At 69.5% G+C, this 22,919-nt stretch carries 30 protein-coding genes and 1 pseudogene; 8 read left to right on the forward strand and 23 right to left on the reverse strand.

Features of this window, described 5'->3' with window-relative positions:
• Positions 1-696 carry a DUF1707 domain-containing protein gene (locus ACFV9C_RS14560; RefSeq protein ID WP_380193759.1) on the forward strand — a complete coding sequence of 232 codons (696 nt, stop codon included), beginning with the start codon at positions 1-3 and terminating at the stop codon, positions 694-696.
• Here ACFV9C_RS14560 and ACFV9C_RS14565 read toward each other — a convergent pair.
• The 4 genes from ACFV9C_RS14565 to ACFV9C_RS14580 form a co-directional block, all read right to left on the reverse strand.
• Positions 682-1,176: a hypothetical protein gene (locus tag ACFV9C_RS14565; RefSeq protein WP_380193761.1), complete on the reverse strand. Its 495-nt coding sequence runs from the start codon at positions 1,174-1,176 to the stop codon at positions 682-684. The genes ACFV9C_RS14560 and ACFV9C_RS14565 overlap by 15 nt on opposite strands.
• A 314-nt stretch (positions 1,177-1,490) precedes the next feature.
• The gene (locus tag ACFV9C_RS14570) at positions 1,491-1,997 is read right to left on the reverse strand and encodes a hypothetical protein (protein ID WP_380193763.1); all 507 of its coding nucleotides are present in this window, start codon (positions 1,995-1,997) and stop codon (positions 1,491-1,493) included.
• 129 nt (positions 1,998-2,126) lie between these two features.
• A complete protein-coding gene (locus tag ACFV9C_RS14575) occupies positions 2,127-2,906 on the reverse strand; it encodes an ABC transporter ATP-binding protein (RefSeq protein WP_380193765.1) in 780 nt (259 codons plus the stop codon).
• Positions 2,894-4,216, reverse strand: a complete 1,323-nt coding sequence (locus tag ACFV9C_RS14580) for a 2-isopropylmalate synthase (RefSeq protein WP_380193767.1) — start codon at positions 4,214-4,216, stop codon at positions 2,894-2,896. The genes ACFV9C_RS14575 and ACFV9C_RS14580 overlap by 13 nt, the downstream gene beginning before the upstream one ends.
• 182 nt (positions 4,217-4,398) lie before the next feature.
• Here ACFV9C_RS14580 and ACFV9C_RS14585 point away from each other — a divergent pair, with 182 nt between their 5' ends.
• A complete protein-coding gene (locus ACFV9C_RS14585; RefSeq protein ID WP_380193769.1) occupies positions 4,399-5,067 on the forward strand; it encodes a FadR/GntR family transcriptional regulator in 669 nt (222 codons plus the stop codon).
• Here the strand turns inward: ACFV9C_RS14585 and ACFV9C_RS14590 are convergent.
• From ACFV9C_RS14590 to glpX, 3 genes are read right to left on the reverse strand one after another with little or no spacing between them, the layout of a single operon-like run.
• Entirely contained in the window at positions 5,056-5,529 is a 474-nt protein-coding gene (locus ACFV9C_RS14590; protein ID WP_380193770.1) for a hypothetical protein, read from the reverse strand. The two genes, ACFV9C_RS14585 and ACFV9C_RS14590, sit on opposite strands and share 12 nt — an antisense overlap.
• Positions 5,530-5,531: 2 nt before the next feature.
• The gene (locus ACFV9C_RS14595; RefSeq protein WP_380193771.1) at positions 5,532-6,473 is read right to left on the reverse strand and encodes a carbohydrate kinase; all 942 of its coding nucleotides are present in this window, start codon (positions 6,471-6,473) and stop codon (positions 5,532-5,534) included.
• A complete protein-coding gene (glpX, locus tag ACFV9C_RS14600) occupies positions 6,470-7,504 on the reverse strand; it encodes a class II fructose-bisphosphatase (RefSeq protein WP_380193772.1) in 1,035 nt (344 codons plus the stop codon). Before glpX ends, ACFV9C_RS14595 begins: the two co-directional genes overlap by 4 nt.
• Before the next feature lie 69 nt (positions 7,505-7,573).
• Between glpX and ACFV9C_RS14605 the strand changes: the two genes are divergently transcribed.
• Entirely contained in the window at positions 7,574-8,209 is a 636-nt protein-coding gene (locus ACFV9C_RS14605) for a DUF4245 domain-containing protein (RefSeq protein ID WP_380193774.1), read from the forward strand.
• Positions 8,210-8,381: 172 nt separating this feature from the next.
• Positions 8,382-9,026: an NTP transferase domain-containing protein gene (locus tag ACFV9C_RS14610; RefSeq protein ID WP_380193775.1), complete on the forward strand. Its 645-nt coding sequence runs from the start codon at positions 8,382-8,384 to the stop codon at positions 9,024-9,026.
• 87 nt (positions 9,027-9,113) lie between these two features.
• Here the strand turns inward: ACFV9C_RS14610 and ACFV9C_RS14615 are convergent, their stop codons facing one another.
• The gene (locus ACFV9C_RS14615) at positions 9,114-9,434 is read right to left on the reverse strand and encodes a DMT family transporter (RefSeq protein WP_380193777.1); all 321 of its coding nucleotides are present in this window, start codon (positions 9,432-9,434) and stop codon (positions 9,114-9,116) included.
• Positions 9,435-9,497: 63 nt separating this feature from the next.
• Here ACFV9C_RS14615 and ACFV9C_RS14620 point away from each other — a divergent pair, with 63 nt between their 5' ends.
• The gene (locus ACFV9C_RS14620) at positions 9,498-10,124 is read left to right on the forward strand and encodes a TetR/AcrR family transcriptional regulator (RefSeq protein WP_380193779.1); all 627 of its coding nucleotides are present in this window, start codon (positions 9,498-9,500) and stop codon (positions 10,122-10,124) included.
• 24 nt (positions 10,125-10,148) lie between these two features.
• On the opposite strand, the gene ACFV9C_RS14625 is transcribed toward ACFV9C_RS14620, so the two are convergent.
• From ACFV9C_RS14625 to xseA, 3 genes are read right to left on the reverse strand one after another with little or no spacing between them, the layout of a single operon-like run.
• Positions 10,149-10,595: a GNAT family N-acetyltransferase gene (locus ACFV9C_RS14625; protein ID WP_380193780.1), complete on the reverse strand. Its 447-nt coding sequence runs from the start codon at positions 10,593-10,595 to the stop codon at positions 10,149-10,151.
• Positions 10,596-10,645: 50 nt separating this feature from the next.
• Entirely contained in the window at positions 10,646-10,861 is a 216-nt protein-coding gene (locus tag ACFV9C_RS14630) for an exodeoxyribonuclease VII small subunit (protein ID WP_380193782.1), read from the reverse strand.
• Positions 10,858-12,072, reverse strand: coding sequence for an exodeoxyribonuclease VII large subunit (gene xseA, locus ACFV9C_RS14635; protein WP_380193784.1), 1,215 nt, complete (start codon positions 12,070-12,072; stop codon positions 10,858-10,860). Before xseA ends, ACFV9C_RS14630 begins: the two co-directional genes overlap by 4 nt.
• Before the next feature lie 269 nt (positions 12,073-12,341).
• On the opposite strand from xseA, the gene ACFV9C_RS14640 reads away from it, so the two are divergent.
• Both ACFV9C_RS14640 and ACFV9C_RS14645 read left to right on the forward strand, forming a co-directional pair.
• The gene (locus ACFV9C_RS14640; protein WP_380193786.1) at positions 12,342-12,485 is read left to right on the forward strand and encodes a hypothetical protein; all 144 of its coding nucleotides are present in this window, start codon (positions 12,342-12,344) and stop codon (positions 12,483-12,485) included.
• Positions 12,486-12,631: 146 nt separating this feature from the next.
• Positions 12,632-13,663 carry a 4-hydroxy-3-methylbut-2-enyl diphosphate reductase gene (locus ACFV9C_RS14645; protein ID WP_380193788.1) on the forward strand — a complete coding sequence of 344 codons (1,032 nt, stop codon included), beginning with the start codon at positions 12,632-12,634 and terminating at the stop codon, positions 13,661-13,663.
• Here ACFV9C_RS14645 and ACFV9C_RS14650 read toward each other — a convergent pair.
• The 3 genes from ACFV9C_RS14650 to ACFV9C_RS14660 form a co-directional block, all read right to left on the reverse strand.
• On the reverse strand, positions 13,656-14,294 hold the full coding sequence (locus ACFV9C_RS14650; protein WP_380193790.1) for a hypothetical protein: 639 nt from the start codon (positions 14,292-14,294) through the stop codon (positions 13,656-13,658). The genes ACFV9C_RS14645 and ACFV9C_RS14650 overlap by 8 nt on opposite strands.
• Before the next feature lie 3 nt (positions 14,295-14,297).
• Positions 14,298-14,810 carry a SigE family RNA polymerase sigma factor gene (locus ACFV9C_RS14655; protein WP_380193792.1) on the reverse strand — a complete coding sequence of 171 codons (513 nt, stop codon included), beginning with the start codon at positions 14,808-14,810 and terminating at the stop codon, positions 14,298-14,300.
• Positions 14,811-15,011: 201 nt separating this feature from the next.
• Positions 15,012-15,374: a winged helix-turn-helix transcriptional regulator gene (locus ACFV9C_RS14660; RefSeq protein WP_380193794.1), complete on the reverse strand. Its 363-nt coding sequence runs from the start codon at positions 15,372-15,374 to the stop codon at positions 15,012-15,014.
• A gap of 79 nt (positions 15,375-15,453) precedes the next feature.
• Here ACFV9C_RS14660 and ACFV9C_RS14665 point away from each other — a divergent pair, with 79 nt between their 5' ends.
• Positions 15,454-16,068 carry an NAD(P)-dependent oxidoreductase gene (locus ACFV9C_RS14665; RefSeq protein WP_380193796.1) on the forward strand — a complete coding sequence of 205 codons (615 nt, stop codon included), beginning with the start codon at positions 15,454-15,456 and terminating at the stop codon, positions 16,066-16,068.
• On the opposite strand, the gene ACFV9C_RS14670 is transcribed toward ACFV9C_RS14665, so the two are convergent.
• The 9 genes and pseudogenes from ACFV9C_RS14670 to ACFV9C_RS14710 form a co-directional block, all read right to left on the reverse strand.
• Entirely contained in the window at positions 16,052-17,167 is a 1,116-nt protein-coding gene (locus tag ACFV9C_RS14670; RefSeq protein ID WP_380193799.1) for an aromatic ring-hydroxylating dioxygenase subunit alpha, read from the reverse strand. The genes ACFV9C_RS14665 and ACFV9C_RS14670 overlap by 17 nt on opposite strands.
• A gap of 7 nt (positions 17,168-17,174) precedes the next feature.
• Positions 17,175-17,624 carry an SRPBCC domain-containing protein gene (locus tag ACFV9C_RS14675; protein WP_380193800.1) on the reverse strand — a complete coding sequence of 150 codons (450 nt, stop codon included), beginning with the start codon at positions 17,622-17,624 and terminating at the stop codon, positions 17,175-17,177.
• A complete protein-coding gene (locus ACFV9C_RS14680; RefSeq protein WP_380193802.1) occupies positions 17,621-17,959 on the reverse strand; it encodes an ArsR/SmtB family transcription factor in 339 nt (112 codons plus the stop codon). The genes ACFV9C_RS14675 and ACFV9C_RS14680 overlap by 4 nt, the downstream gene beginning before the upstream one ends.
• Positions 17,960-17,998: 39 nt before the next feature.
• Positions 17,999-19,171 (reverse strand): glycoside hydrolase family 64 protein, encoded by a 1,173-nt coding sequence (locus ACFV9C_RS14685; RefSeq protein ID WP_380193803.1) that lies wholly within the window; start codon positions 19,169-19,171, stop codon positions 17,999-18,001.
• Between the two features lie 117 nt (positions 19,172-19,288).
• Entirely contained in the window at positions 19,289-19,834 is a 546-nt protein-coding gene (locus ACFV9C_RS14690) for a DinB family protein (protein ID WP_380193805.1), read from the reverse strand.
• 54 nt (positions 19,835-19,888) lie between these two features.
• Entirely contained in the window at positions 19,889-21,058 is a 1,170-nt protein-coding gene (locus tag ACFV9C_RS14695) for a DNA recombination protein RmuC (RefSeq protein ID WP_380194578.1), read from the reverse strand.
• A gap of 71 nt (positions 21,059-21,129) precedes the next feature.
• Positions 21,130-21,357 (reverse strand): methyltransferase, encoded by a 228-nt coding sequence (locus tag ACFV9C_RS14700; RefSeq protein ID WP_380194580.1) that lies wholly within the window; start codon positions 21,355-21,357, stop codon positions 21,130-21,132.
• A gap of 22 nt (positions 21,358-21,379) precedes the next feature.
• Positions 21,380-22,105: pseudogene (locus tag ACFV9C_RS14705) on the reverse strand (methyltransferase); the annotation flags it as partial.
• Between the two features lie 8 nt (positions 22,106-22,113).
• The gene (locus tag ACFV9C_RS14710; RefSeq protein ID WP_380193807.1) at positions 22,114-22,899 is read right to left on the reverse strand and encodes a polysaccharide deacetylase family protein; all 786 of its coding nucleotides are present in this window, start codon (positions 22,897-22,899) and stop codon (positions 22,114-22,116) included.
• Positions 22,900-22,919: the final 20 nt, after the last annotated feature.

A 22,919-nucleotide genomic window follows, 5' to 3' on the forward strand; every position in this document is an offset into this window, starting at 1 on the left:
GTGGCTCAGGATGACGTTCCCCAGGAGAACCGACCGCAGGACGCGGTGCCGGCACAGGTCGATCCGGCGTTGCTGCGGCGGGTGTCGGACCTCGAGCGGGAGGAGGTCGGCGAAGTACTGCGCGACGCCGCCGGCGAGGGCCGGTTGTCGTACTCCGAGCTGGAAGAGCGGCTCGAGACGCTGTACGCCTCCAAGACGTACGGCGAGCTCGTCGAGCTGACCGTGGACCTGCCCAACGGCCCCCGCGCACCCGGTGTGACGCAGGGCGTGCCGTCCACCACCCCGCAGTACGGCGGCGCGCTGGTGGAGACCGGGCCGGTGATCAACGTGTTTATGTCCGAGACCAAGCGGATGGGCAGCTGGCTGGTCCCGCAGCGCCAGGAGGTGAACGCGGTCCTCGGCGACGTCACGCTGGACTACACCGAGGCGCAGATCCCGTACGACGAGATCCAGATCGACGTGAAGTCGATCCTCGCCGACGTCAAGATCCGCGTCCCCCAGAACGCGGTCGTCCTCCTCGACAGCAACCCCATCCTCGGCTCCGTCACCGAACAGGAAGCCGGCCTCAAAGCCGTCCCCGACCCGAACGCCCAGCCCACCGCCCCCAAACGCTTCCACATCCGCGGCACCGCCATCCTCGGCGAAATCAAAATCAAACGAGGCCCCCGCCTCAGCAAACGCCTAGGCCTGACCTGACCCAGCCCAGTGCTCGGCGAGCACCGTCTCCAGCCAATGGCGGAAGGCCGGCATATCGCGAACGTTCTGCTGGAACAGCCGGAGACTCTTGGCGGACATGTCCCACGGATGAACCAGCAACGACCGACCCCCCGGGAGCCCGGACACGATCCCGATCCCTCGCACCGCGCCCCAGGGAAGGTATTTCCGCCGCCCGTACCGGACGCCCTCCTGGTCCACCACCACAACCGGGCGCTGCGCGATGAACCGGTACAACCCAGTGCCGATGAAGCCGGCGAACAACGCCGCCCAGATGAGATTCCCGACGAGGTCGGGCTGCACGCCGTCGAGCAACAAATACAGTGGTTGCAGCGCCAGTACCAGCACCAAGAGCGGGTACGTGACGAGCGTGACCCGCCGCCGCAACGGAAACACCACTCGTCCGGTCCGGCGCAGTTCGGCGTCCCAGACGTCTGCCGAAGCATCTCCCATGTCCCGCATCAGCCACCCTGTTCCTGTGCACCGTGCCGCGGCACGGTCCAGGCGTCGGGCAGCCGCTCACCCATCACCGCCACGTCGTCCCCCAGCCACACGACCCCACCCCCGGAGCAGAGACACTGTAGTGCACCGGATGCCCCGCGGACAGTGATCACGCACAGCCCTCGGGAAGCCGACGCGGACGGCGATCGCTAGGCAACCGACGTACCGCCGGCCGGGCTCGTCGAGCAGCCCCGTCAGCCGCCCCATCGGTCCGGCCGAGATCACCAGGAAGAACAGGTCTCCATCCCTGGAGCAGAGTCACCGCAATCGACGGCTCAGTCGATCGACGACGCAGTACCACGGTGATCGGCGAGGAGGTCTTCCAGCCAGTGGCGGAACGCTATGAGGTCGCGGATGTTCATGCCGCTGAGGAGAAGGTCCCGGCGCGCGGTGTTCTGCGGGATGATCGGGAGCGCCCGTGCCCACAGCGGACCGGTGGCGATTCCGATCGCGCCGATCTCGCTCCAGGCGATGAGCTTGCGCGAGCCGCGGCGGATGCCTTCGTGGTCGACGGTGACCGCCGGACGCCGGGCGAGGAATTGCCAGGCTCCTCCGATCAGTCCGAGCACGACCATGAACAACCACACGACGAGGGCGTGCCGTTCGGCCGTTGTCCCGTGCATCTCGTCGGGTACCAGGAACACGGCCATCACCGCGAGCGGCGCGAGCCCGAAGCCGAATTGCCAGAGCATCGGACGCCGCCGGAGGGGAAAGACCACTCGACCGGTGCGGCGCAGTTCGTCGCTCCAGTCCTCGGCGGGACGTTCCCCCATCACCGTCATGTTCCCCCAGCCAGTCGGTCGGCGCGGATCCGATGGCTCAGACTGACAGCATGCGCCGCACCAGGACAATCCTCGGCTGGGTATCTCTCCGTGCTCCGGCGGCGGACGCGTCGGCGGTGCTGGGGCTGCTCAGTGGGGGCGGCCGGTGGTGGCGGTCCAGCGGCCGGTGTGGTGGGTGATGGTTATGGGGTGGGCGAAGGTTTGGGAGATGAGGGGGGTGGTGATGACCTCGTCCACGGGGCCGGCGGCGAGGAGTTGGCCGTTGCGGATGAGGGCGGCGTGGGTGGTGCAGGTGGGGAGTTCTTCGAGGTGGTGGGTGACGAGGAGCCAGGCCAGGTGGGGGTGGGTGGTGTGGATGTGGTCGAGGACCTCGAGGAGTTGTTCGCGGGCGGCTACGTCGAGGCCGGTGGACGGTTCGTCGAGGAGCAGGAGCTGGGGGTCGGAGATGAGGGCGCGGGCGATCAGGGCGCGGCCGCGTTCGCCTTGGGAGATGGTGGTCCAGGGGGAGTCGGCGAGGGCGGTGACGCCGAGGAGGTCGATCAGTTCCGCGGCGCGCGCCGACTCGGCGGGCGCAGGTTCCCAGCGGGGCATGCGTTCGATGGTGCCGGTGAGCCCGGTCAGTACGACGTCCCGGATGCTCAGCGGCGACCGCAGCGGGTGCCGTGGGTTGACGTGACCGATGGACTCCCGCAGTGTGCGGATGTCGACCGTACCGAGACGGCGGCCGAGGATCTCGACCGTGCCGCGGGTCGGGTGCGTGACGGCGCCGCAGAGGCCGAGCATCGTGCTCTTGCCGGCGCCGTTCGGGCCGAGCAGGGCCCACCGCTCGCCTTCGCCCACGGTCAGCGTCACCCCGGACAGCAGCAGTTTGCCGTCCCGGACGAAGTCGACGTCCTTCAGTTCGAGCACCCGTAAACCTCCTCGTACAACGCCTTCAGCTCCGAAGCGGTCGCTTCGCGCCCGGTCTCGTCCGTCCGTCGCTGCACGTGCCGCGCGAACTCCCGTTCGTCAGACAGCTTGATCCCGTACACAGACTCCAGCACATGCGCGATCCCACCCTTACCCGACTGGCTGTTCACGCGGACGACAGCCTCGTACCCGCGCCCCACGTCGGCCGGATCGATCGGCAGATACGGCACCTCCCACAACCCGTCGTCCTGGACGGCGAAGCCCTTCCGGATCGCGTCCTGGTGCGTCCCCGAGAACGCCGTATACACGAGCTCCCCGACGTACGGGTGCCGTGGATGGATCGGCATCCGCGTGCAGTACTCGACCACGTCCCGGATCCCGTCGATGCCGGAGAAGTCGATCATCGGGTCGACGCCCTGCGCGTGCAGGTTGAGCGCGAGCGTGGCGATGTCGACGTTCCCGGTGCGTTCGCCGTTGCCGAAGATGCAGCCCTCGACGCGTTGCGCCCCGGCAAGTACGGCGAGTTCCGCGCAGGCGATGCCGGTACTGCGGTCGTTGTGCGGATGCACCGACAGGATGACTCCGTCCCGGCGCGGCAGGTTCTGGTGCATGTACTCGATCTGGTCGGCGTACACGTTCGGCGTCGCGGCCTCGATCGTCGCGGGCAGGTTCAGGATCACCGGCCGTTCCGGCGACGCGTCCCACTGCTTGGTGAGCCGGTCCGCGAGTTCGAGGACGTAGTCGGGCTCGGTCAGGTTGTACACCTCGGGCGAGAACTGGAACCGCGCCGAGTCGCCCGCGAGCCGTTGGATCTCCTCCGACCCGGCGTAGATCATCGACGCCAGTTCGTCCCGCGACTTGCGCAGTACGACGTCCCGCCACACCGGCGCGGTCGCGGCGTACATGTGGATGACCACGTCGCCGCGCATCCCCGCGACCGACTCGACCGTCCGCGCGATCAGGTCGGGCCGGGCCGGCGTGAACACCACGATCGTCACGTCGTCCGGGACGAGATCGGACGTGGCCAGCAGCCGCACGAAGTCGAAGTCGGTCTGCGACGCGGACGGGTACCCGACCTCGATCTCTTTGTAGCCGATGGCAACCATCAGCTCGAAGAACCTGCGCTTCCGTTCCCGGTCCATCGGCTCGGCCAAGGCCTGGTTGCCGTCCCGGAGATCGACCGGGACCCAGAGCGGCGCCGCGGTGATCCGGCGGTCCGGCCAGGTGCGGTCGACGGGCGCGACCGGGACCTTGGCGAAGATGTCGCGGTACCGGCGGCTGGGCATCGGGGAGGGCTGCTGACGGTTCATGGGAAGGTCCTTCCAAGCGGTAGGAGGACCGGCGGACGACTGCACTCCACGACGGGAGCGCCGATCGAATCAGCTCCCGCCGTGGCGGCCAAGAAGGAGGAGACCCGGGAGCAAGCGCATGCCGAGTAGGCTATCAACTCCTCAGACAAGCTGACAACTCAAAGCACCATAGACTGATCTGCATGATTCGCCGACACCCACTGGCCGAGCAGGCCGCCGAGGAGCTGCTGCGCCGGATCGGCAGCGGCGAGTGGACGCTCGGCGCCAGGCTTCCGGGCGAGACCACACTGGCCGCCCAGCTCGGCGTCGGCAGGTCGACGATCCGCGAGGCCGTCCGCGAGCTGGCCGGCCGGCGGGTGCTGGAGAGCCGGCAGGGCGCGGGCGTGTTCGTGGTCGCGCTCCAGGCCGCCGAGGACTGGGACAAGGTCCTGCGGAAGGCGGACATCACCGACGTACTCGAGGGACGGCTGGCGATCGAGACCGAGGGCGCCCGGCTGGCCGCGTCCCGCCGTACGCCGGGGGACCTGAAGAACTTCCGCTACACCCTCGCGGACCGCAAGCGGGCGGCGGCGAACGCGCCGGACGACTGGTACATCGAGGCCGACCTCGCGTTCCACCGCGCGGTGGTGACGGCCGCGCACAACGCCGTACTGACCGAGCTGTTCGACACGTTCGTGCCGCGGATCCGGCGGGCGATGATCGACATGCTCAAGCTGGACGACGAGCACCGGCACCGGCACGACCAGGCGGCGCACGAGGCGATCGCGGACGCGATCCGCGCGAAGGACCCCGAGCTCGCGGCGGCCCGGTCCCGCGAACACCTCAGCGCCGTCCGCAGCTCAGTCCGCTAGGTGCTGCCGGTGCAGTGCGCGTAGCCACGGGGTGAGGGCGTCCAGGTCCTCGACGTTGTCCTGCGAGATCGAGATCGGGCGGGTACGCCGGTCCGCCGGGCGTACCTGAACCGTGCGCGCGAACGGGAGGCCGGCCGGTTCGTCGATGCCGGTGATGCCCGACCAGGGCAGGCTCCGGCCGCGGGTGATGCCCTCGGCGTTCACCGTGACGACCGGGCGGTTCGTGACCAGCTGCCACGCGGTCAGCCCGGTCCCGTAGACGAACGCCGCGAGCGCGGTCAGCCGCAGTATGCCGAGCGCGCCGGACACGCCGTCCGCGCGCAGGTGGTCGACGTTCGTCCACGCCGACAGCACCATCAGCAGGCCGAACCCGAACAGCCGCACCCACAGCCTGCTCCGGCGCGGCGGGAAGTCCACACTGCCCTTGGACTCCAGCTCGGCGGACCACGCCTCGACGGACACCGTCAGGAACCCCAGGTCGCCGTGTACTCGGCCGCCGTCGGCGGGTCGGCGCCGTTCCGCGTGCAGGTGATCGCCGCCGCCCGTACGGCGTACTCCACGATGTCGTGGAGGTCCTCGGCCGTCAGCCCGGCCAGCCGCCGCTCGCCGAGCAGCCCGCGCTGCTCCAGGCCCGCGATCAGCGCGGCCATGAACGAGTCGCCGGCGCCGACCGTGTCGACGACCTGGATCGCCGGCGCGATCACGTCGACCTGCGCGTCCCGGCTGACCCCGAGCGCGCCCTTGCCGCCGCGGGTGATCACCACGCACTGCGTCCGCTCCGTGGTCAGCAGCTCGGCGGCGATGTCGGCCGGCTCGATCCCCGGACGCAGGAACTCGCAGTCCTCGTCGCTCAGCTTCACCAGGTCGCTCAACGCGGCCAGCTGCCGTACGGCGGCCCACGTCGACACCGGGTCCGGCGTGATGCTCGGCCGCGCGTTCGGGTCCAGCGTCACGGTCACGGGCTGGTCCGCGACCGACTCCAGGAATGCCCGGATCGCCGCCGCGCCCGGCTCGAGCACAGTCGCGATCGACCCGGTGTGCACGGCCGGGCAGCCGCGGGACAGCGACAACGCCGGCGGCTCCCAGGAGATGTCGAACTGGTACGTCGCGACACCCTCCGCGTCGAGCGTCGCGGTCGCCGTACTGGTCCGGAAGTTCGGGTCGACGGACCCGGGCGCGAGCTGTACGCCGTTCCCGAACAGGTGCGCGCCGAGCTGGTCGCCGTACCCGTCCGTCCCGAACCGGGTGACCAGCTCGGTCGGCACCCCGAGCCGCGCCAGCCCGACCGCCACGTTCGCGGGGGACCCGCCCGGCGTCGCCTTGGTCTTCCCGTTGCCGTTGCGCTTGACCGCCGTACCGACAATGTCCACGAGAGCCTCGCCGATGACGAGGACGGGTGCGCTCATCGGGCGTGCTCGAAGTCGATCGCGGAGTACGCGCGGAGCTTCTCCAACTGGTGGACGCTCTCGATCGAGCGGATCGTGCCGCTCCGGGAGCGCATCACCAGCGAGTGCGTTCGGGCCGTCGAGCGGCCGTACCGGACGCCGCGGAGCAGCTCGCCGTCGGTGATGCCGGTCGCGACGAAGAAGCAGTCGTCGCCGCTGACCAGGTCGTCGGTGTCCAGCACCCGGTCCAGGTCGTGCCCGGCGTCGAGTGCCTTCTGCCGCTCGGCGGCGTCGCGCGGCCAGAGCTTGCCCTGGATCTTCCCGCCGAGGCACTTCATCGCGCAGGCCGCGATGATGCCCTCCGGCGTACCGCCGATGCCGAGCAGCATGTCCAGGCCGGTGTCCGGGCGGGCCGCCTCGACCGCGCCGGCCACGTCGCCGTCGGAGATGAACTTGATCCGCGCACCGGTGGCCCGGATCTGCTGGGCCAGCTCGTCGTGCCGCGGCCGGTCCAGCAGTACGACGGTGACGTCGTCGACGGTGGAGCCCTTCGCCTTCGCCACCCGGCGGATGTTCTCCGCGACCGGGAGCCGGATGTCGACCACCTCGGCCGCCTCCGGGCCGACCACCAGCTTCTCCATGTAGAAGACCGCGGACGGGTCGTACATCGAGTTCCGCGGCGCGACCGCCATCACCGCGATGCCGTTGTTCATGCCCTTCGCGACCAGCGTCGTACCGTCGACCGGGTCCACCGCGACGTCGCACTCCGGGCCCTCGCCGGCGCCGACCTGCTCGCCGTTGAAGAGCATCGGGGCGTTGTCCTTCTCGCCCTCGCCGATCACCACCACGCCGTTCATCCCGACGGTGCCGATGAGCGTCCGCATCGCGTTCACGGCCGCGCCGTCGGCGCCGTTCTTGTCGCCGCGGCCGACCCAGCGCCCGGCCGCCATCGCCGCGGCCTCGGTGACCCGGACCAGTTCGAGGGCGAGGTTCCGGTCGGGCGCGTGCGCCTCGACCTCCAAATGGGCCGGTGGCGATGTCGGGTCCGTCATGTCCACGGATCGTAGCCAACGTCCTTGGGCGGTGTTCGGGCGGATTGCGCAACGCGAGACACTGTGGGCATGAGTTCGACAGGTCAGGACGCTCCCGGCGACGCCGAGGCCCAGGAGAAGGCCCAGGAGAAGGCCCAGGAACGCGCCCAGATCCAGGCGGAGGCGAACGAGTACCGGCAGGCGTACCGGCGGGACAAGGCGAAGTCGCAGACCGTCGGCAACATGGTGTTCGCGATGGCGATCTGCCTGGCCGTGGTCGCGTTCCTGATCGTCGTCACCTGGCGGCCGAAGCACGAGGAAGTCAAGCCGGTCGAGTACACCGCCCAGCTGGAGGACGCCCGCAAGGTCGCGCCGTGGGTCCGCGGCCCGGAGCCGATGCCGGCCGGCTGGACCGCGAACAGCGTCGAGTTCCTCGCACCGCAGCAGGAGCCGATCACTTGGCACCTGGGCACCGTGACCGACAAGAAGCTGTACGTCGGCCTCGAGCAGTCGAACATGGCGACCGGGAAGTTCCTCGCCGACAGGCTCGGCCGGACCGCCGATGATGGCACCGCGACCGTGGCCGGCGCGACCTGGCAGCGCAAGGTCCTGCTGGACCGGAAGAACGAGAACGCCTTGGTCCTGGTGACGTCCGGCGTGACCACCATCGTCACCGGAAACGCCGGGTACCCGGCCCTCGCAACCTTCGCTACCGCCCTGCACTGAGGGCTACCGCCCGGTATTGACCAGTTCGTGGGCACTTGCGCCCACTTTCCGGACGGTCGTTGACACCTGCCCGGAGCAGGCGCTTCCATCGAAGCTCGGCTTTGTACGCTCGGGGACCAGCGAATCGAGTCTCGGATGCGCATGCCATCCCGGCCGGGGAGTTGACCCGGTCATGTTCATCACGGGGCTGTTGCTGGGCGCTGACGCCGCACCACATCTGGGTGCGCCCTGGCAGTTGCTGGCCTATCGCGGCGGGACGTTGTTCGGTGCGGCGCTGGACGGGGCGCGGGACTGCGGGTTCGACCAGTTGGTCGTGACGCTGGGCAGCGCGTCCGGGCAGATCCGCGACCGGATCGACCTGGACGGGGTCCGCGTGGTCGAGTCGCCGCACGCCGACACCGGCAGCGCGTCGATCGTGCCGGCGCTGGACGCGGTCGACCGGCGCGCCGACGGGATCGTCGTACTGCCCGGTGACCAGCCCGGGATCACGTCCGCCGCGGTCTGGTCGCTGGTGGCGGAGGTCGCCACACCGATCGGTGTCTGCCGGTACGACGACGGCGAGAGCTTCCCGTGCTGGTTCGGCCGCGAGCTGTTCGGCGAACTCCGGGAGCTGCGCAGCGACGCCGATCTGTGGAACCCGGTCCTGGACGGCAGCCACCCGGTCACCAGAGTCGATGCCATCGGCAACGTTCCGCCGCGGGCGACGAGCTGGCCGACGTACCACCAACTGCTCTCCGGCTCGCCGGTCCCGGCCGAGGAACTGCATCCGACCCGCCCGAGCGCCTACGCCCGCCGCCGGCGCCGTACGACCAGTTGAGAAGCGGCCCAACCACGCCCGCCCCGAAGCCGCACGCTCAGCGCGCAGTGCGAGGCGGCCGTGGGCGCGGTTTGGTGCAGGGTCCGCTCAGTCCGCGCCGGCGAGGCGGAGGCCGACGACGCCGATGACGATCAGCGCGATGCACGCCAGGCGTGCGGGTGTCACCGGCTCGTGGAACAGGACGATCCCGAGCGTCACCACCCCGACCGATCCGATGCCGGTCCAGATCGCGTACGCCGTACCGACCGGCAGCCGGTCCAGCGTCCTGGCCAGCAACGCCACCGAGATCACGCCGAACACCAGGACGCCGAGCGTCGGCCACAACCGGCTGAAACCTTCGCTCGGCTTCAGGCTGAGCGCGAACGCGATCTCGAACGCCGCCGCCGCGAGCAACACGATCCATGCCATCAGCCGGTCACCGCACCCCTCATGAGCTTCCTCCCACGCCGTGAGCGGACTACAGTCCGTCTCATGCACGACAGTACCGGACCGAAGTCCGTTTCACCACGCGAGCTGCCGGTCGTGGGCGCACCGCGCCCGGAGCGGGCCGACGCCCGGCGCAATCGGCTGCGCGTGCTGGAGGCGGCCGAGCGGCTGTTCACCGAGCACGGGGTGCGGAACGTTTCGCTCGACGCGATCGCCGCCGCGGCCGGGGTCGGGAAGGGGACCGTGTTCCGCCGGTTCGGTGATCGTGCCGGGCTCGCGGTCGCGCTGCTCGACGAGCGCGAGCAGGAGCTGCAGGCCAAGCTGCTCACCGGCCCGCCGCCGCTCGGCCCGGGTACGTCGCCGGTCGTGCGGGTGCTGGCGTTCCTCGACGCGTACCTGGACCTGCTGGACCGGCACGTCGAACTGTTCATGGACAGCGAGAACGCGTCGGACGGCGCGCGCTACCGGATCGGCTCGTACCACCTCTGGCACCGCCATCTGTCGCACCTGATCGAGTCGGCCCGCCCGGACCTCGACGCGGACTACACGGCCCATGTCCTGCTGGCACCGCTGGCCGCCGACCTGCACAACGCGTTGCGAAACCAGGGATTCGAGCTCGAGCGGATGAAGACCGGACTGACGGCCGTCGCCAAGGACCTGCTCAGCGTTTGAACTCCCATGCACCTCCAGGAACCCTCAGATCAGCGGCGCGGTCAGCCTGATCTCCGGGAGGTTCCCGAGCGAGGAGCAGGTGCGATCGGAGGTCTCGGAGAACCCATAGCGCGTGTAGAACGTGCGCGCGCGGATGTTTGCCTCGAGCACCCAAAGTTGCACAGTGGTACAGCCCGCGGCCCGCAGATCGGTGCAGGCGGCGTCGGTCAAGGCGCGGCCGGCGCCGGACCCCCAGTGGTCCGGGTGCACGAAGAGCGCGTACAGCTCGCCGGTGTACGGCGGGGCTTGTGGGTCGCGCTCGGGGCCGACGCCGGCGTACCCGATGACCCGGTCGTCACGTACGGCGACGTGGATCCGCGAGCGTCCCGCCGCGATGCTGTCCGCCCAGGAGGCGGCGATCGCGACCGGGTCCATCGCGTCGAGAAAGTCCTGTGGGACGAGCCCGGTGAACGTCCCACGCCAGCTGGCCACCCGCGCCTCGGCAGCCCCGTACAGATCCTCCGGTTGTGCGGGCCGGGTGATCAGCTGGACTTCTCCTCGTGCGCGGCCTGCGCCTTCGTGAGGCGTTCGCGGGCGCCGTCCAGCCAGCGTTGGCAGGTGGTGGCGAGCTCCTCGCCGCGTTCCCACAGTGCCAGCGACTCCTCGAGCGTGGTGCCGCCGGCTTCGAGCTTGCGGACCACCTCGACGAGCTCCTCGCGGGCCTGCTCATAGGTGATCTCGGGTCGGTCGCCGCTCACTTCTTCTCCTCGGACTTGACTTCCACCGCGAAGCGGCCGTCGGTGACCCGCGCCTGCAGCAGGTCCCTGGGCGCCACCTGCGCCATCTCCCGGACGGCCGTACCGTCGGCCAGTTGCAGCACGGAGTACCCGCGCTCGAGCGTCGCCTTCGGTGACAACGCCCGGACGCTCGCCAGCCGGTGCGCGAGGTCGTCGCTCGCCCGGTCCAGCCGATGCGTCAACGTCCGCCGATTGCGTTCGACCAGCGCCGAGATCTCGTCGGCCCGCCGCTGCAGATCGCTGACCGGCGCCGCCAGCGCCGGCCGCGAGCGGATCGCCGCCAGCGCGTGCGCCTCGCGATCCAGCCACGACCGGACCGCCCGCAGCCCGCGCTCGCGGAGCAGCCGGACGCCGTCCAGCTCCTCGCGTACGTCGGGCACGATCCGCTTCGCCGCGTCCGTCGGCGTCGACGCGCGCAGGTCCGCGACCAGGTCGAGCAGCGGCGTGTCCGGTTCGTGCCCGATCGCGCTCACCACCGGCGTACTCGTCTTGGACACCGCCCGGATCAGCCCCTCGTCGGAGAACGGCAGCAGGTCCTCCAGCGATCCGCCGCCGCGGGCGATCACGATCACCTCGACCGCGTCGTCCGCGTCCAGCTTCCGCAGCGCGGTCATCACCTCGGCGGCCGCCGACGGCCCCTGCACCGACGCGTACTCGATCCGGAACGCGACGGCCGGCCAACGGCGCTTCGCGTTCTCCAGCACGTCGCGCTCGGCCGCGGAGTCGCGCCCGCAGATCAGGCCGATCGTGTGCGGCAGGAACGGCAGGCGCTTCTTCCGGTACGGCTCGAAGAGGCCTTCCGCGCCGAGCAGCTGCTTCAGCCGCTCGATCCGCGCCAGCAGCTCGCCGATGCCGACGTGCCGGATCTCGCTGACCGCGAGCGCGAGCGTGCCGCGCCGGGCGAAGAAGTTCGGCTTGGCGTGCACGAGCACGCGGGAACCATCGCGTACCTCGACCGTCTCGAACACCCGCCGGTTGCAGGTGAACCGCAACGAGATGTCCGCGTCGGTGTCCCGCAGCGTGCCGAACACGGTCGTCGTACCGCGCCCGATCGAGACGTCCGTCAGCTGCCCCTCGACCCACACGGACCCGAGCTGGTTGATCCAGCTCGCAATCCCGTTCGCAATCGTGCGAACGGCCGCGGGCGCTTCCGGCGACGTCTCCAAAGCCACCCCCAGACCCTACGACCTGTCACCGACAATCGAGGGATGCGCCCACTCCTGCTGCTGGATTTCGACGGCCCACTCAACCCACACGCGGCCACCTTCGACCTGGTCTGGCAACCAGCTGGGAGCACGGTGCGAATCGCCTGCTCTCACCGCTCCTCGGGTTGCCCACGGACCTCCCGACGATCCTGTGGCCGGAGCGTTCGCCGGCACGCCGGGGGTCGTGGAAGGCGGCGTACGTCGCGGAGTGGGTGGGGGAGCGGTCGTTCGCGTGGGTGGACGACGAGGTGGGTGACGCCGAGCGGGAGCGGTTTCCGGGGCAGCTGATCCTGCCGGTCGACGCGCGTACCGGGCTGACTGCCGAGCACTTCGCGGCACTTAAATCCTTTGCGGACAAGGGTTTTCCCGGGCATTCTTGAGGCCTGGTAACACCTCCCGCGGGGGAGCCGTCCGGACAGGGCGGACGGCTCCTCGTCGTGATGCTGCTCACAAAGCCGTTTCTGCACGTGTGCGCGGGCGGTGTACGGATCCGGAGGGGTTGAGTCCCGCCCCGTACGATGGGGCCGTGACTTCCCAGCCTGACGAGACCGGTGCTCCGACCGTGACGAAGACCAAGCGGGTGCTGCTGGCGGCCCCGCGGGGGTACTGCGCGGGCGTCGACCGGGCCGTCGTCGCGGTGGAGAAGGCGCTCGACCTGTACGGGCCGCCGGTGTACGTGCGCAAGGAGATCGTGCACAACAAGTACGTCGTACAGACGCTGCAGAAGCGCGGCGCGATCTTCGTCGACGAGACCTCCGAGGTGCCTGAGGGCGCGACGGTGATCTTCTCGGCGCACGGCGTCGCCCCGGTGGTGCACGAGGAGGCGGCCGCGCGGCAGCTGAAGACGATCGACGCCACCTGCCCGCTGGTCACCAAGGTGCACCACGAGGCGAAGCGGTTCGCCGCCACTGACTACGACATCCTGCTGATCGGCCACGAGGGCCACGAGGAGGTCATCGGCACCTCCGGCGAGGCCCCCGACCACGTCCACATCGTCGACGGGCCCGACGACGTACCGAACGTGACCGTCCGCGACCCCGAGAAGGTTGTCTGGCTGTCCCAGACCACACTGTCGGTCGACGAGACGATGGAGACGGTACGCCGGTTGCGCGAGCGCTTCCCGCACCTGCAGGACCCGCCGAGCGACGACATCTGCTACGCCACCCAGAACCGGCAGGCCGCGGTCAAGAAGCTCGCCCCCGAGGCCGACCTGATGCTGGTCGTCGGCTCCCGCAACTCGTCGAACTCGGTCCGCCTGGTCGAGGTCGCGATCGAGCACGGCGCCAAGGGCGGCTACCTGGTCGACTTCGCCGACGAGATCGACGAGGCCTGGCTGGAGGGCGTCGACGCGGTCGGCGTCAGCAGCGGCGCCAGCGTCCCCGAGGTCCTCGTCCGCGACGTCCTCCGCTGGCTCGCCGAACGCGGCTACGCCGACGTCCAAGAGGTCACCACCGCCGAGGAAAGCCTCACCTTCGCCCTCCCCCGCGACCTCCGCACCGACCTCAAAGCCGCCGGCCTCCCCACCACCGGCACCTCCGACCACGCCTGGACTATTTGACCACCACGCGCGTGGTCGCGGTGGTGGGGAACCAGCCCTTCGTGCCGCAGTACTGGATCGTGTACGTGAACTTGTAGGTCCCCGGCCGCTTGAACGTGTGTGGGTCCGGGATCACGTACGTCTGGGACCCGACCTTCAGCTTCTTGGTGGTGCAGCTGATCGACCCACCGTCGGAGCCGCTCTGATAGCCGTCGCCGTAGGAGTAGACGGTTCCGGCTGACAGGTTCATGAACGAGTTGTCGGGGAGCAGCGTGCCCTCAGGGATGCCGCTTGGGATGAACGCCTTCCCGGACACGGCGACCGTCATATTGACCGTGCGGCCGTTGACCGTCGGCTTCAGAACGACCTTGATCGGTGGTGCTGGTTTCGGGGTGGCGGTCGGGGGGCCGGTGATGGCTGTTTTCGGGGCGCCGGGGGTGTTGGTGACCGGCGGGGCGCCGCCGATGTCCGTGACGTTGCCGAGGGCAAGGGCTATCGCGAGGACGCAGGCGGCGGCCAGGGTCATGACGCCGGCTGCGCGGCGGCGGCGCACCTTACGGACGCGGGCGAAGACGGCTTCGCTCGGAGGTGCGCTCGGGGGCGGCGGGTCCGCGACCAGTTGGGTGAAGCGGGTCTTCAGGTCGTCGGTCATGGCTCAGGCCTCCTTCGGGACGGAGACGGCGGCTACCAGGTGGTGTTCGCGGAGCTTCGCGAGTCCGCGGGACACGTTGCTCTTCACGGTTCCGAGCGAACAGCCCATGATGTCGGCGATCTCGGCCTCGGGCAGGTCCTCGAAGTACCGCAGTACCAGCGTCGCGCGGGTCCGGCGGGGGAGGGTGGCGAGCGCCCGGAGCAACAGGTCCCGGTCGTCGACCACGCCGTACTCCGACTGCGTTTCCGGCTCGGGCAGATGCTCCGTCGGGGTCTCGCCCTTCCACTTCCGGCGCCACCATTGCGTGCTGGTGTTCACCATCACGGTGCGGGTGTAGCTCTCCAGCGCGTTCGCGCTGCGCAACGAGTTCCGGTGGAACCACACCTTGGTCAGCGAGGTCTGCACCAGGTCCTCTCCCAGATGCCACTCACCCGTCAGCAGATACCCGAACCGCTGCAACGCCGTGAACCTCCCGTCCACGAAGTCCGCGAACTCCCGATCCCGTCCTGGATCCATCCCAACCCCCAGCTTGTATCCGACCAGGAGTGTGATGAGCCCAGGGTCCCGAAAGGTTGAGCCGTGACGGGACCGAGCGGGGGTTGTGATGTTCAGGCCACGGCCACCGGCCCCTTGGGCGCCTGTGGATAACTTCAGCTGTCCAAGGCCGCCCGCTTGTACGCTTAGGACAAAGGAACAGCACGCGCCGCAAACCCGCGTTCAGCTGACGGCGTCGTACTGCTCCTGTGACCGGGTGATGGCGGGCATGTGGGTCTCGGCCCAGTCGGTGAGGACGCTGATGGGGTCGATCAGCGAGGCGCCCATCGGGGTCAGGGTGTAGACGACGCGCGGCGGGATCTCCGGGAAGACCTCGCGGGTGAGCAGGCCGTCGCGTTCCATCCGGCGCAGGGTCTGGGTGAGGACCTTCGGCGCGACCTGGCCGATGGCGTCGCGGAGCTCGGTGAAGCGCTGCGGGCCGGAGCGCAGCCGCAGCACGACGAGGACCGTCCACTTGTCGCCGAGCCGGTCCAGGATCACCCGGGTCGGGCAGTTCGGGTCGAACACGTTTCCTTTGGTTACCACAAGGTACTTATAGCACGTTGAAGTAGCCAGTTACCAGTGGATACCGTCGAGGTCAGACCGAACAAGACGGGAGTTGGACATGAAGATCGCGGTGATCGGGGCCAGCGGGATGGTCGGCAGCCGGGTGGCGGCCGAGGCCGTCGGCCGGGGCCACGAGGTGACCGGCGTCACGCGCTCCGGCGGCGAACTGCCGGCCGGCGTCCGCGCGGTGCGGGGCAGCGCGAACGACGTCGCGACGGCGAAGGAACTCGCCGGCGACGCCGACGTACTGGTCGCGGCCATCGGCCCGAGCCGCACCGGCGGCGACCACCAGGAGTACCTGGACGCGGTCGGCAATCTGATCGGCGCGGTGCGGGGTACGGCGACCCGGCTGTTCGTGGTCGGCGGCGCCGGCAGCTTGGTTGTCGACGGCAACCGGGTGGTCGACGGGCCGGACTTCCCGGCCGAGTACAAGAATGAGTCGCTGACCGTCTCCCAGGCGCTCGAAGACCTCCGCGCCACCGGCGGCGACGTGAACTGGACGATGCTCTCGCCCGCGTTCGTGATCGCCCCCGGCGAGCGCACCGGCACGTTCCGGCTCAGCGGTGACGAGCCGGTCGGCGAGCACATCTCGGCCGAGGACTACGCCGTTGCCCTGGTCAACGAGATCGACACGCCGGCGTACAACCGGAAGCGTTTCACGCTGGGCTACTGAGGTCCTTTCCGAGGTACCCGCGGGCGAGCATCGTCACCCACTGGTAGACGGCGTCCTCCGCGGGTGCCAGCGGACCGGGCCGGAAGTGCGGGGACTCGGCTCCGCGCTGCACCGACTCGCAGGCCGCCCAGTCCTCGCGGTTCGTGACGTCCCAGAACTCCACGGCGTACGTCGGGTCCGTCGTCTCGGCCCGGAAGTACCACGAGCACTCGATCGTGGTCAGCCCCGGCGTCCGCGGGTCGAGGCGATGGGTCAGCACGTAGTCGGGGTGCAGCGAGATCAGCAGGTTCGGGAACAGGCCGACGTAGTTCACCCGCCGCGGGTCGACGCCGTCCAGCATCACGCCGTGCGAGCGGCCGTCGAGCGACATGGTCTCGGCGTCCGGGCGGAGGTCCATCAGACCGCCGACCCAGGCGCCGGGCAGGTTCCAGTTGTCGCCGGACGTCGGTGGCGACACCTTGCACAGCTCGGGATGGATCAGCGGGCAGTGGTAGCACTCGTGGTAGTTCTCCACGATCGTCTTCCAGTTCGCCGCCACGTCGTACGTTGTCCGGTATTTCCGGACCAGGGTTTCCGGCGCGTACGGCGCGACCAGGCCGGTGAGCCCGCCGACGTGGTCCTCGAACGCCTCCGCCGTACCGGTCGCGTTCACGAACAGCCACCCGTGCCACACCTCGGCCGGTAGTTCGACCAGCCCGTACGGCGTGGTGTCGAACCCGTCGCCCATCCGCGGCGCGTTCTTCACCGACCCGTCGAGCTCGTACGACCAGCCGTGGTACGGGCACACCACCGCCCGCCGATCGCCGGCCTCGTCCCGCTGTAGCAATTCGTGCCCACGATGCCGGCACACGTTCGCGAACGCCCGCGGCCGCTCCCCGAACGTCAGCACCGTCGCGATGTCGCCGACGGTCACCTCGCGGTACGTCGTACCGCTCGCCAGCTCGTCGGCGCGGCCGAGGCAGGTCCACGTACCGGCGAAGAAGTGCCGGCGTTCCCACGCGAGTACGTCCGGATCGACGTACGCCGCCCGCGGCAGCATCACCGATTCGCCGTGCGGCCGAAGTGTGGCTTCCAGAGCACGAGGGTCGACAGGAGGCATGCACCAACTATCGGGCGAACTCCACATACTTGCCCAGGACGTAGTCCCAGCCGGTGTCGTAGCTGAGTCGCGCCCGGCCGCCGTCGCCACGGCGTTCCCAGCCGGCGTGGACCAGCTTCACCTCGGTACCGTCGCCGGTCGCGGTGAACGTGACGGTCACCTGCCCCGCCTCCGCTGGATCCTGCCCCGGGTGCCAGCTGAAGCTGAGCGACGCCGGCGGGTCCCACTCCGACAAGGTGCCCCAGGTGGCGAGCATGCCCTCGGCGCCGTACTCGACGATCCGTCCGCCGACGGCGCCTTCCAGCCGTACCTCGTTCGCCGCCTCCTCGCCGACCGAGTGGCTGAACAGCGGCCACCACTGCGACGTTTCCGCGGTGAACGCCTCGAAGGCGCGGTCGACGCCGACCGGCACCGTGACGGTCTTCACCAACGGTGAAAGGTCTTGTTCCACAGTCATTTCCGTTCCTCCTCGGTCCGCCGCACGTGGTCCGCGTACGCCTGCAGCGTGTCGCCCCAGAACTGGTCGAGCCAGCCGCGCAGCTCGTCGAGCCCCGACCGGTGGACGCGGTAGATGTTCCGCGTCCCGCGCGACTCGTGCCGCACGAGGCCGACCGCGCCGAGCACCTTCAGGTGCTGCGAGATCGCCGGCCTGCTGACGGGCACGCGCTCGGCCAGTACGCCGACCGAGCACGGCCCGCCGGTCCGCAGGGTCTCCAGGATCACCCGCCGGGTCGGGTCGCCGAGTGCGTCCAGCACCGGTCCGACCGCTTCCAGTGATCCGTAAGTGTCCACGAACGGTAAGTTGCCACTAACGGAGCGAGGAGTCAACCCTCAGTTCAGCGGATCGAGGATCAGTGCCGCCTGCTGCGGGTTGCCGTCGTGCACGAGCGCCTCGTGGTTGCCGACGTCGTCGAACGCGAAACCGTACGCGCGGCCGTCCGCCATCTGCGCGTGGATCGTCTTCGAGTACTGGTTCGTGGTCGCGTCCTGGTAGAAGCCGGCGTCGTTCGGGTCCGGCTGGTTCGGGTTGGTCAGCAGGGTCGAGCGGTTGTACCCGGCGCAGAGCGTGCGCGAGATCGGGCCGCGGACCTGGTCGTTCGGTGCGTCCAGCAACTTGAAGCAGCCGAACACGCTGGCCGAGTCAGGCTTCTGGAACGACGTGACGACCGCGCCCGCGCTGTTGGTGAAGTTCATGACGTCGCCCGATACGTGACCGAAGTACTTTGTGTCCGGCTGGTCGCCGAACGGTGTCACGGTCAGGGTGTCCGAGCTGTACTTCGACCACACACGGTTGATGTAGTCGTCCATCGCGCTTGCCGGCAGTGCGCCGGTCTCCACGCCGTACAGCGGGGACAGTGCACGAAGGGTCGAGCCGTCGGGCGCGGTCTGGATCAGCCCGCCCCAGTTGGCCGAGCGCAGTCCGTTGTAGACGGCGGCGTACCCGCCGGACTTGAGGTGGCCGGTGGTGCTGGAGTTCACGCTGACGGCGTACGGCGCCGAGAACATGTCGACCTGAGTGCTGTTGATCCACAGTCCGTCGTTGTTCAGCGTGTACTCCGACCAGTTGAACAGGATGTTCCGGTTCGGGTCGGACGGGTTCTGTACGGCGGGCTGGACGAGGCCGCCGGTGGTCAGCTTGAAGACGAGCTTCTGCCCGTACGAGAAGTACACGCGGCCGGAGAACTTCGGCATCTGGATCGTCACCGACTGACCGTTGGCCGGACCCGCGATCGAAGCGTCCGGTGCCGGGGTCGGCGGATCGCCGCCGGCCGGCCAGGCGTGGAAGGTGCCGGAGGCGTCGGCCCAGCCCTGCTGCCCGGTCGCCAGGTTGGTGCCCAGGTTGTAGAGGTACACGGCGTCGCCGCGGCCCGAGTTGTTGGTGATCGTCAACGGGATGGTGTCCGGCACGGCCGCGTCGGCCTGCCGGTGCGGGGCGGCCGACAGCACGCCCGCCACCGCCACCGCGGCTGCGGCGACACTCAGCATTCGCAGTCTGAAGCGCATCAGTTTTCTCCTCACGTCCGCCTGAGAGAGCGCTCTCATCGTTGCGTGAGGAGGCCACTGCGTGTCAACAACCCATCACTGTCGGCTTTCCGACAGCGTCCGGCAACTCGGGTGGGTCTACTGCGGGATGCCTTCGCCGGTGAGGCCGTCGATGGCTTCGCGGATCAGGTCGGCGTGGCCGGTGTGCCGGGCGTACTCCTCGATCAGGTCGACGAGGATGTAGCGCAGGCTGGGGGAGTCGCCGTTGCGGCCCTGCCAGTTCGCGAGCTGGTCGACGCCGCCGCGCGTGAGTACCTCGGCGACCGCGGCGCGGGAACGCTCCACGGATGCCCTCCACAGATCCATCAGTTCCTCGGGAGAGTCGTCGGCGGCGCTGTGCCACTCCCAGTCCGGGTCGGCGTCCCAGTCCACGCCGTCCCACGGGGCGCCGAGGTCCTTCCCGAGCAGGCGCCGGGTGAAGTACTCGTCCTCCACCAGCGCCAGGTGCTTGAGCAGTCCGCCGAGCGTGACCGTCGACGGTGGATGCTGCTTGGTCAGCCCGGCCGAGTCCAGCCCGCCGCACTTCCACGCGAATGTCCGCCGGTTGCGTTCGAGCGCCCCCACCAACGTGTCGGCCTCACTCCCGGCAACAGGCGGCCCGGTCAACGGTGTCGTCGTCTCCATGGCGGCCACGCTATCCCGTGTTCCGGACGATCCCCGTCCGGAACACCGCCGAGGTCAGCCGGCCTGGGACGGGGGCCAGTGGCGGGTCGAGGGAGGTTCTTCGAGGGCGAGGAATTCGGGGGCGGTGAGGGGGCGGACCGACGCCTCGATCGACTCCATCGCGGTGAGTTCGGATTCGGTGACGTGGAGGTCGCGGAGCTTCCGGGCGGTGATGAAGACGCGGCGCTCGAACGAACCCACGGTGCCGTTGTACGCCTCGACCGCGGACGTCAGGGATCGCCCGACCCGCCCGAGGTGTTCGCCCATCGTGCCGAGGCGCTCGTACAGCTCGCGGCCGAGCTCGAAGACCTGTTGCGCCGACTCGGTCAGCGCCGACTGGTTCCACGCGTACGCCGCCGCGCGGAGCGTCGCGATCAGCGTGGTCGGAGTCGCCAGGATCACCCGGCGCTCGGCGGCGTACTCCAGCAGCGACGGCTCGACGTCGAGCGCCGCCGACAGGAACGACTCGCCCGGCACGAACAGGATGACGAACTCCGGTGACGGCGACAGCCTGGTCCAGTACGCCTTCGACGACAGCTGATCGACGTGCGTCCGCATGTGCCGCGCATGCGCCCGCAACCGGTCCTCGCGGAACGTGGCGTCGTCGGACTCGCTCGCGTCCAGGAACGCGGCCAGCGGCACCTTCGAATCGACGACCAGGTTCTTGCCCTCGGCAAGTCGCACCACGAGATCCGGCCGCAGCACGCCGTCCTCGCCGAACGTGGTCGTCTGCTCGGTGAAGTCGCAGTGCGCGACCATCCCCGCGAGCTCGACCGTACGGCGCAGGTGCAGCTCGCCCCAACGCCCACGGACCTGCGGCTTGCGCAACGCGGTCGACAGCGACGCGGTCTCTCGCCGCAACGACTCGCCGCTCATCCGCACCTCGTTGACCTGCTGATGCAACTGGCTCTGCCAGGCGGCCCGCCCCTGCTCGAGCTGGTTCAGCTGCGCGTGCAGCCGGTCGAGCGCCTCCTTCACGACTGCCTGCCCGCCCAACTGCTGCCCGACCGACGTCCGCTCCTGCGTCAGCTCGACCACCCGGTCCTCGGCCGCGTCCCGCTCGGCCGTGATCCGCGCCAGTTGCGCGCCGTCCCGCCCGCGCACCCACAGCACCCCGAACACAGCACCCAGCAACAGCCCGACCACCAGGAAGAGCAGGATCAGCAACACAGTCGAACCGGTCATGTCACCGATAGTGCCCAACCGCACCGACAGTTTTGGGCTCAAAGCGCCCGGAGTTCCGGAAAAGTGCCGATTCAGTTCCGGTCGGGTTCCGCTTCGAGCACGAACACGTCCGAGGAGGTCGGGATCGTCTGCGTCAACCGCAGCCCGGCCGCGGCCAGCAGCGCGGCGTACTCGGCGGTGGTCCGTTCCAGGCCGCCGGTCATCACGAGCATGTTCAGGTCGGTGAACGCGGTCCGGACGGGATCCGGTGCCTGATCCAGCAGTTGTTCGAGGATCAGCAGCCGGCCGCCGGCGGGCATCGCGCGGCGGAATGCTGCGAAGGATCGCGACGGCTTCGTCGTCCGCCCAGTCGTGCAGGACAGACTTGAGGAGATGCAGCGAACCGGACGGGACTTCCTCGAAGAAGTTGCCCCCGACCACCTCGCAGTCGGCAACCGCCTCCGCAACCACCGCGGGCTGGTCGAAAAGGATGCCCTGCACCGACGAGTACCGCTCCAGCACAGCGCCGAGCAGCAGACCGCGCCCGCCGCCGACGTCCACGACGGTCGGGAAGCGGCCGAAGTCGTACGCCGACACGATCGCCTCGGCCTGTGTCTTCGACACGGAGAGCATGGCCGCGTCGAACAGTTCACGTTCGACCGGGTGCTTACCGCGGTACGACCAGAGTGACTCGCCGTGCACCGACGTGAAGGCCGTCTCGCCAGTACGGACGCTGTGCTCCAAAGCTCCGTACGCCTGCCACTGTGAGCCCTGGCCGACGTACCGCGCCCAGCCGGCGATGGACTGCGGTGCGTCGGTCCGCAACGCGTCGCCGAGGGAGGTGTTCACGTAATGGCCGTCGTTGACCTCGTACAGCCCCAGCGCGGTCAGAGCGCGCATCAGACGGGTGAGCGCGGCCGTGTCCGTTGACGTGAGCTCAGCGAGCGAGGTCAGGGTTTTCGGGCCTTCGGCGAGCAGGTCGCTCAGTCGCAGTGCGGCCGCGACATGAACGGCCTGCGTCACCTGGAACCCGGAGACGAGGCGGTACAGCTGCCGGGAAGCATCCATACGTCAATTCAACGCTGCTGGCAGTTCATCGCCGGGAACGTGTACCCCTGCGCCTTCAGCACCGGCAGCACCTGCTCGAGGGCCGCGACGGTCTGCGCGCGGTTCCCGCCGCCGTCGTGCATCAGGACGATCCTGCCGCTCTTCGCGTGGGTCAGGATGTTGTGCGCGATCACGCTGGTGCCCGGGCGGGCCCAGTCCCGCGGGTCGACGTCCCAGAGCACCTGGACCATGCCGGCGGCCTTGATGTCGGCGCGGACCTTCGCGTTCGTCGCGCCGTACGGCGGCCGGAAGCAGGTGGACCGCGGACCGTCGAAGATCTGGTGGTGCCGCTGCGCCGCCGACAGCTTGGTCAGCTGCGGGTGGCTGATCGAGTGGCTGCCGATCGCGTTGCCCGCGGCAAGCACCTGGTCGCGCAGACCCGGGTGCTCCTCCTGCATCTCGCCGAGCTCGAAGAACGTCGCGTGCGCACCGTACTTCGCCAGCGTCGCGAGCACCTGCGGCGTCCAGGTCGGGTCCGGCCCGTCGTCGAAGGTCAGGAACAACACCTTCTTGCCGGCGGCAACAGAAGTGGTGGGGTTCGGCGGCACCGGGCCGACCGATGTCGTCTTCTGCGTCGGCGTACTGCTCGGAGTGGGAGCACTGGTCGGCGTACCGGACGGTGTCGTGGTCGCCTTCGTGGTGGCGGCGGCCGCGTGCGGCTGCCGTTGCTGCCCGACCGCAGCGGCCATCATCCAACCGCCGAGTGCGGCGAGCGCGACCAGAGTCGTGACGAATGCGGCGAACTTGCGGGTCATGGCGTTTCCCCTTGTATTTC

This window comes from Kribbella sp. NPDC059898 (assembly GCF_042730855.1).
GTDB lineage: Bacteria > Actinomycetota > Actinomycetes > Propionibacteriales > Kribbellaceae > Kribbella.

Coding starts and splice junctions, on each gene's coding strand:
- glpX (WP_380193772.1), bottom strand. CDS start 7,504: ATGACGGACCCGACATCGCCACCGGCCCATTTGGAGGTCGAGGCGCAC.
- ACFV9C_RS14675 (WP_380193800.1), bottom strand. CDS start 17,624: ATGACTGTGGAACAAGACCTTTCACCGTTGGTGAAGACCGTCACGGTG.
- ACFV9C_RS14585 (WP_380193769.1), top strand. CDS start 4,399: ATGATTCGCCGACACCCACTGGCCGAGCAGGCCGCCGAGGAGCTGCTG.
- ACFV9C_RS14620 (WP_380193779.1), top strand. CDS start 9,498: ATGCACGACAGTACCGGACCGAAGTCCGTTTCACCACGCGAGCTGCCG.
- ACFV9C_RS14695 (WP_380194578.1), bottom strand. CDS start 21,058: ATGACCGGTTCGACTGTGTTGCTGATCCTGCTCTTCCTGGTGGTCGGG.
- ACFV9C_RS14700 (WP_380194580.1), bottom strand. CDS start 21,357: ATGCCCGCCGGCGGCCGGCTGCTGATCCTCGAACAACTGCTGGATCAG.
- ACFV9C_RS14655 (WP_380193792.1), bottom strand. CDS start 14,810: ATGGATCCAGGACGGGATCGGGAGTTCGCGGACTTCGTGGACGGGAGG.
- ACFV9C_RS14690 (WP_380193805.1), bottom strand. CDS start 19,834: ATGGAGACGACGACACCGTTGACCGGGCCGCCTGTTGCCGGGAGTGAG.
- ACFV9C_RS14565 (WP_380193761.1), bottom strand. CDS start 1,176: ATGCGGGACATGGGAGATGCTTCGGCAGACGTCTGGGACGCCGAACTG.
- ACFV9C_RS14615 (WP_380193777.1), bottom strand. CDS start 9,434: ATGGCATGGATCGTGTTGCTCGCGGCGGCGGCGTTCGAGATCGCGTTC.
- ACFV9C_RS14610 (WP_380193775.1), top strand. CDS start 8,382: ATGTTCATCACGGGGCTGTTGCTGGGCGCTGACGCCGCACCACATCTG.
- ACFV9C_RS14605 (WP_380193774.1), top strand. CDS start 7,574: ATGAGTTCGACAGGTCAGGACGCTCCCGGCGACGCCGAGGCCCAGGAG.
- ACFV9C_RS14650 (WP_380193790.1), bottom strand. CDS start 14,294: ATGACCGACGACCTGAAGACCCGCTTCACCCAACTGGTCGCGGACCCG.
- ACFV9C_RS14685 (WP_380193803.1), bottom strand. CDS start 19,171: ATGCGCTTCAGACTGCGAATGCTGAGTGTCGCCGCAGCCGCGGTGGCG.
- ACFV9C_RS14595 (WP_380193771.1), bottom strand. CDS start 6,473: ATGAGCGCACCCGTCCTCGTCATCGGCGAGGCTCTCGTGGACATTGTC.
- ACFV9C_RS14665 (WP_380193796.1), top strand. CDS start 15,454: ATGAAGATCGCGGTGATCGGGGCCAGCGGGATGGTCGGCAGCCGGGTG.
- ACFV9C_RS14580 (WP_380193767.1), bottom strand. CDS start 4,216: ATGAACCGTCAGCAGCCCTCCCCGATGCCCAGCCGCCGGTACCGCGAC.
- ACFV9C_RS14570 (WP_380193763.1), bottom strand. CDS start 1,997: ATGACGGTGATGGGGGAACGTCCCGCCGAGGACTGGAGCGACGAACTG.
- ACFV9C_RS14710 (WP_380193807.1), bottom strand. CDS start 22,899: ATGACCCGCAAGTTCGCCGCATTCGTCACGACTCTGGTCGCGCTCGCC.
- ACFV9C_RS14670 (WP_380193799.1), bottom strand. CDS start 17,167: ATGCCTCCTGTCGACCCTCGTGCTCTGGAAGCCACACTTCGGCCGCAC.